General features: G+C 34.5%; 8 protein-coding genes. 2 read left to right on the top strand and 6 right to left on the bottom strand.

Annotated features, from left to right (window positions below; genetic code table 11):
• Positions 1-291 (bottom strand): hypothetical protein (locus tag ACN4EE_RS02715; RefSeq protein ID WP_431704859.1); only part of this gene is annotated, 291 nt, incomplete at its 3' end.
• Between ACN4EE_RS02715 and ACN4EE_RS02710 the strand changes: the two genes are divergently transcribed.
• Entirely contained in the window at positions 263-2,419 is a 2,157-nt protein-coding gene (locus ACN4EE_RS02710) for a translocation/assembly module TamB domain-containing protein (protein WP_431704858.1), read from the top strand. The genes ACN4EE_RS02715 and ACN4EE_RS02710 overlap by 29 nt on opposite strands.
• Before the next feature lie 32 nt (positions 2,420-2,451).
• Here ACN4EE_RS02710 and ACN4EE_RS02705 read toward each other — a convergent pair whose 3' ends face one another.
• From ACN4EE_RS02705 to psbH, 4 genes are all read right to left on the bottom strand, one after another.
• Positions 2,452-3,228, bottom strand: coding sequence for a DUF3782 domain-containing protein (locus ACN4EE_RS02705; protein WP_431704857.1), 777 nt, complete (start codon positions 3,226-3,228; stop codon positions 2,452-2,454).
• A 160-nt stretch (positions 3,229-3,388) separates the two neighbouring features.
• Positions 3,389-4,369, bottom strand: coding sequence for a GHMP family kinase ATP-binding protein (locus tag ACN4EE_RS02700; RefSeq protein ID WP_431704856.1), 981 nt, complete (start codon positions 4,367-4,369; stop codon positions 3,389-3,391).
• 322 nt (positions 4,370-4,691) lie between these two features.
• Positions 4,692-4,955, bottom strand: coding sequence for a TatA/E family twin arginine-targeting protein translocase (locus tag ACN4EE_RS02695; protein ID WP_431704855.1), 264 nt, complete (start codon positions 4,953-4,955; stop codon positions 4,692-4,694).
• 87 nt (positions 4,956-5,042) lie between these two features.
• Positions 5,043-5,246 carry a photosystem II reaction center phosphoprotein PsbH gene (gene psbH, locus ACN4EE_RS02690; protein ID WP_431704854.1) on the bottom strand — a complete coding sequence of 68 codons (204 nt, stop codon included), beginning with the start codon at positions 5,244-5,246 and terminating at the stop codon, positions 5,043-5,045.
• 88 nt (positions 5,247-5,334) lie between these two features.
• On the opposite strand from psbH, the gene psbN reads away from it, so the two are divergent.
• Positions 5,335-5,466 (top strand): photosystem II reaction center protein PsbN, encoded by a 132-nt coding sequence (psbN, locus tag ACN4EE_RS02685; protein WP_017296347.1) that lies wholly within the window; start codon positions 5,335-5,337, stop codon positions 5,464-5,466.
• Positions 5,467-5,495: 29 nt separating this feature from the next.
• On the opposite strand, the gene ACN4EE_RS02680 is transcribed toward psbN, so the two are convergent.
• On the bottom strand, positions 5,496-6,494 hold the full coding sequence (locus tag ACN4EE_RS02680) for an RNA polymerase sigma factor, RpoD/SigA family (RefSeq protein WP_431704853.1): 999 nt from the start codon (positions 6,492-6,494) through the stop codon (positions 5,496-5,498).
• Positions 6,495-6,679: the final 185 nt, after the last annotated feature.

The raw sequence follows: 6,679 nt of genomic DNA, 5'->3' as shown, positions 1-6,679 counted from the left end.
ATCATCGGTGGTTTCCTCCTCACCTTCTGGTAACGAGAAAGAAAAGTTAACATCATCGGTGGTTTCCTCCTCGACTTCGGGTAACTTAGGAGAAAAAGAAATATTATCGGTGGTTTTCTCCTCGACTTCGGATAACTTAGGAGAAAAAGAAATATCATCGGTGGTTTCCTCCTCACCTTCTGGTAACGAGAAAGAAAAGTTAACATCATCGGTGGTTTCCTCCTCGACTTCTGATAACTTAGAAGGAAAAGCAACATCATCAGTGGTTTCCTCCTCGACTTCGGATAACAAGAAAGAAAAGTTAACAACTTCGGTGGCTTCCTCCTCGACTTCGGATAACGAATTAAAACCCTTAGCTTCGATTGAAAGCGATGAGGATTCTCTCCTTCAGACTTTGGAGTTATTTCGTCAAGTTAATACGGAATTAAAACAGCAAGAATTGAATCGTCTTAATGGAAGTATCCCAAGTTTAGAAGATTTAGAGGGAAGATTTCGAGGAAATTTGAATTTTGCTTTCTCTTTTAATAATGGTTTTCAAGGAGAGTTTGATTTCCGAGGTGACGATTGGCAATGGGGAAAACATCACCTAAATTTTATTGAGGTAAAAGGAAGTTTTGCTGACGGTTTATTAACTTTATTACCTATACAAATTAAACAAAATAATAGCATTTTATCTTTAACAGGTACTTATTCTAAAGAGCGCATTGCTGGAGATATTCGCTTATCAAATTTCTCAATTTCTCAATTAAAACAAATATTAAGTTTTCCTAGCAATTTTAATATTGAAGGCACGATTAATGCCAATATTGCTATTAGTGGAAGTGAGGAAAAACCTTTAGCAAAAGGCAATATTGAGATTATTGAATCCAAGATAAACGGTACTCAAATTCAGGAAAACAGTGCTAGTTTTGGCTTTAGAAACTCTAGGCTAGATTTTTTAGCTAGTAGTAATTTAACAGAAAACAATCAACCTTTAACAATAATTGGTAGTTTTCCTTTTCAGTTATTTCCTAATTCTATAATTCCTGAAAATAATAATTTTCAATTAAGTTTAAATCTTGCTAAAGATGGGTTCAATTTGTTGAGTATTGTTACTAATAATGAGTTAAATTGGGTTAGTGGAAATGGCAATATAAATTTAGATATTAGTGGTAAATATTATCAATTAACTAATCAATTAACTAATATAGAAACTCAGGGAATTGCTACTTTTGAAAATGGAATTATTGATGGTAAAATTCTTGCTAATAAGTCTATTACTGATATTAATGGAGAGGTTTTATTTGATTTTTCTCAATTAACTATTCCTAATTTGACGGGCAATTTTAGCGGTGGAAATATTAGTATTAGTGGTAGTTTACCTATTGTGGATAGTCGTTTTTCTAATGATTTTTTAACTATCAGTGTCGATGATTTGGCTTTGGATATTGATAATTTCTATGAAGGTAATGCTCAAGCTATGGTATCTATAACAGGGAGTTCGATCAAACCGATAATTGGGGGTAAAATTAAGCTATATAATGGAGAAATTGAGATTAGTAATAAAATTAATGGAGAAGAAAAGATTATTAATAATCGTGGGATAATTTCACAGATAAAAATTGATGATTTAGAATTACAATTAGGAAATAATGTTAATATTATTCAACCTCCTTTATTAAATTTAAAAGCTGAAGGTAGTTTAAAATTAAATGGAGATTTAAGTAGTTTAAAACCTGATGGAATTATTAATTTTACGGGAGGAAATCTTAATCTTTTTACGAGTCAACTTAATTTGGCACGGGGAAATAATACCGCTAAATTTATATCAGAAAATGGCTTTAATCCCTATCTGGACATAAATTTAGAGAGTAGAGTAACAGAAACAAATCGTTATAAATTAACTAATAATTCTAATCCTAATGAAATTCAAGATTTTACTAATTATTCTGTTAATACAGCGCAAACTGTGAGAATAAAAGCGAATGTGAAAGGTTGGAGTAATAACTTAGAAAATAATATAGTTTTAGGTAGTAGCCCTCAAAGAAGTCAAACGGAAATTATTGCTCTTTTAGGAGGAGGATTTTTTGATAATTTTAGCGAAAGTGATGGGAATTTAGGATTAGCTAATTTAGCTAGTGCTGCCCTTTTAGGTAGTGTACAAGGACAATTACAACAAAATTTTGGCTTTAATCAATTAAGGCTATTTCCTACGCAAATTTTTGATGATGAAAAGCGTACTTCTAGTCTTGCTTTTGGGGCTGAATTAGGTTTAGATATTACCGATGATTTTTCTTTTTCTATTACTAAAATTCTCACAAATGAACAAGCTCCCCAATATAATGTTATCTATCGTTTAAATGATAAAACTATTTTACGGGGTTCTAGTGATTTCGATCGAGATAGTCGTGGAGTGGTAGAATTTGAACATCGATTTTAAGCATTGAAAGTGTCAAATGCTGTTGACTATTTTTACCATACTTTCGGCTCAAATTCAGCGACATTCAGAATCCCTACCGCTTCTCCCTGTTGTGCTAGTACAAATAAACCTTGTTTATAGGCATATTGATCAGCACCTTCTTCGATTTCAATTCCCGCTACTGCTCCATATAACTTCTTTTGCTCGTATTCAGGGAAAAATTGACGAAATCGCTTTAGGTCTTGAATTAAGTCTTTTACGTCTTCTACACCTAAACTACTTTTTACTTCCACTACTAACACAGAATCTTGATTCGTCACTAATACATCAATCTCTAAAGTATCACCATTAAGACGTTTTCTGACTCTTTGACTGACTTGGTGAACATCTATACCCCGACTCAAAAAGATAGTTTCACAGGAAGGCGCTACCATATTTTCCACAAAACGCCCCCATTTACCTCCTAAAGAGCTAATTTGCTTATTTACCGCATTAATTTGTTTATTAACGGCACTAATTTCTTGGTTTACTTGACTAATTTGTTGATTCACTTCTTGAGTTAGCTGTTGAAATTTTCGATCGCTTTCCCGAAAGAGACGATCATTTTCTATGCGACTTCGATCGATTTTTTGAGTCAATTGTTGAAAACACAAATCTGTTTCTTGACGAGTACGCTCTGTTTCTTCTTTCAGACGTTGTAATCGTAGCTCATGTTCTTGACGGCTACGTTCTGTAGCTATAGATTGTTCTTTTATGATACGTTCTGTCTCTTTTTGAGCTTGAGCTAATTCTGCTAAAATGTTGAGAACATCATCAACGGTGGTTGTCATAGATTATTTTACGTTAACTAATTTTATCTTTTCATTATATGTTAACAAAAAAATACCTTGCAACTGCACAATTTTAGCCCATGGAGAATAATGTTAATAAATACTTAAGATACTTTCTCGAAGAGATTGCTTCGTGTCTCGCAATGACAATACTACTTTACTAAGAGAAGATAATTTCTGAACCCGGAGCATTAACTTTCACTTGCAATACTTGTTGATTACCAAAGGTCGATCGAAGCTGAGAATGGGCTTCAGGGGGGGCAAAAAAGAGAATAAAACCCCCCGCACCAGCCCCTAGTAATTTACCGCCCCATGCCCCAGCAGTGATGCCCTGCTGATATAATCGATCGATGTCAGGGTTAGAAATAACTTGAGAAAGGCTACGTTTTGCCATCCATGCTTGATGTAATAATTCACCAAAAGCCGATAAAGATTGATTGCTCGTTAAAATATTCCAACCATCATCCACCATTTTACGCATATCCTTGAGGGTGTCGGTGTTGTCAGTAACTTTGTCTAACTGTTGTGCAACCACTTCCGAAGCTCGTCTTTTAATACCTGTGAATACTACAAATAAATGTTGTTCAAATTCCGCCAATCGTTGAGGTGAAATAGGTACTTTATGAACTACTATATCCGTCTCTGTACGAAATTCTACCAGATTAAAGCCCCCCACTGCCGCCATAAGTTGATCTTGACAGCCGACTCGATCGAGCAGTAACTTTCTTTCAACATAAATAGCTTCATACGCCAAATCCAAAGGGCGTACAAACTCTCCTTTAAAACTATGGAGAGCGTGTAGTAAAGCTACAGTAAAAGTTGAAGACGAACCTAAACCCGTAAAAGCAGGTAAATCCGCCACATTATGTAACTCAATATCTCGCTCTAAACCACAAAATCGCAGACATTCACGATAAACATTATGTTGAATTTCCGTCACATTTTTGACCAATTCCACCTGACGATAGGATAAACGCATGGTATAGTCAAATAAATGACTCGGAAACGGACTCGCCGTCAAATAGCAAAATTTATCGATAGCGGTAGCTAATACCGCCCCTCCGTGACGCAAAAAATATTCAGGGTAATCTGTACCTCCCCCGAAAAAACTAATTCTGACAGGAGCGCGAGATATTAACATATTGAATTGAGAATTAATAATGAAGAATTAATAATTGAGAATGAAGAATTAATAATGAAGAATTAATAATTTAATTTTCCTCATTTTTGCTATCTTCAATAAAAAATTTGTGGCTCTTTTACAGTAGTTATTATATTTTAGTAATAAATAATCGTTAAAAGTGTTGATATATAATAGGTTTAGGATTTTAAAAATACAAATGTTATAAATTTACAGTTTTAATTTAACCTAACACGCGCCACCTGAAACCTGACACCTTTTTTTCGACATAATTTATCATACTCAAAGTAAGAGAGCCAAATTTGTTTATGTTCAGCAACATTTAATTCTCAATTACCTTTGCAGGAGTTGCTTCTTTTTGCTTTTCCTGACTGGGTTCTAATTTAGCATTCATAGATACCGTTTCTTCCACTTGTTCAACTTCTTTTTTAAATTCCTCTTGAAATTCTTTAGAAGCCTCTTGAAAACCTTTGATGGTTTTGCCTAAACTTCTACCAATCTCAGGTAATTTTTTCGGTCCAAAAATGAGCAAAGCTACCACGAAAATTAAGATCATTTCGGGGAGTCCGATACCAAAAACATTCATTATAATTCTTTGTTAAAGGGTACAAAAATTGTAAAAACAGTCTATTCATTATCACTATCAACCGTCAACTATCAACTATCGTAACTGTTATTGACCAAGACTTCTCCAGTCAACGTCAACCCCTTCGAGTAAGAGAGAGGAGTTGTAAATTTGTAAAATGATCAATAAAAAGACTAAAAATAAGATCATGAAAACACCCATTAAAGGGGTTGTACCCCAGCCGGGGGCAACTTTTCCGTATTCTGAATTAAGAGGCTTGAGAATATCGCCTAAACGAGTACGTTGTGACATATTTAACCTTAGATATTACAATTATTTTTCTTATCTGTCGTAATATTATAGAATAAGAAGACTCTTATTTAACAAACAAATAGCTATTATGGAAACTGCTACGATCGTGGGATTTACTATTGCAGCAATAGTAATTGCTTTTACAGGATACTCTATTTATCTCGCTTTTGGACCACCTTCGGCGGAATTAAGTGATCCTTTTGAAGATCACGAAGACTAAAAAAAAGGTGGGCATTGCCCACCCTACTATTACATTGCTACAATATACTCTTTAACGCTACCGCGCTTTTTCCTTAAGTGAGCTAAGGCTTGTTGCTCTAATTGTCTCACTCTTTCTCGACTGATGTTCATTCTTTGTCCAATTTTGGCTAAAGATAACTCTTTACCGTCTTCTAAGCCAAATCTGAATTTTACCACCTGTTGCTGTTGAGGTGTTAACTCCCCTAGCAATTTGTGTAAATCTTGACGCATCAATTCTTGAGTGATGTAGTTATCGGGGGAGATGCCGTTATCTTCCAATAATTCTGATAATTCGGTATCTTGATTATCCCCCACTTTTACATCTAAAGAAATAGGTTGACGAGCAATGCTGAAATATTCCCGAATTTGAGAAGGCTCTAATTCTAAGGCTTCTGCAATTTCCGAAGGGGAGGGACTTCTACCTAATTTTTGCGATAATTCTCTTTGAGTTTTCTTGATTTTATTGAGTTTTTCAGTAATATGAATAGGCAATCTGATAGTTCTCGCTTGTTGTGCGATGGCACGGGTGATAGCCTGACGAATCCACCAGTAAGCATAGGTAGAGAATTTAAACCCCTTAGTAGGATCAAATTTTTCTACGCCTCTTTCTAAACCGAGACTGCCTTCTTGAATCAAATCTAAAAACTCCATGTTTCTTTTTTGATATTTTTTGGCAATGGCTACCACTAGCCGTAAATTTGCCTCAATCATTTTTTGTTTAGCCCGTTTGCCTTGATGAATGATTTTTTTCATTTCATCGGGAGTTTTGTCAACGGCGGTTGCCCATTCTTCAGTACTTGGCTCTCTATCTAAGGTTTTCGCTAATTCTTCTTTTGCGTTATATAAGAACATCATTTGTTGTACTTGTTTTCCAAAAACAATCTCCTGCTCATGACTCAAAAGAGGAACTTTACCGATTTCTTGCAGATAGGTACGCACCATATCTACGGTAGTTGCTTTTCTTTTATCAATTTCGTTTATTTTGGCGGTAATTTTAGCTGTGGACATAAGGCTTATATTCTCCTAACTTCAAGCTCGATATGGTTTTAGAAGATTGTTTCGACAAGCAACCTTTTTATTTTTCACAAAGTCATAATGACCTTGTTTTTTAATGATTTATATTTCAGTATCTATTTAGACGTTAATTTTTTAATAAAAGTTCACGATCGAATTTTTTATTTTTGTGATATTAG

Source organism: Geminocystis sp. CENA526, from assembly GCF_050753365.1.
In the GTDB taxonomy this organism is placed as follows: Bacteria; Cyanobacteriota; Cyanobacteriia; order Cyanobacteriales; family Cyanobacteriaceae; genus Geminocystis.
Note: the sequence above shows the minus strand (reverse complement) of the source record. Positions and strands in the feature narration are given on the sequence as shown.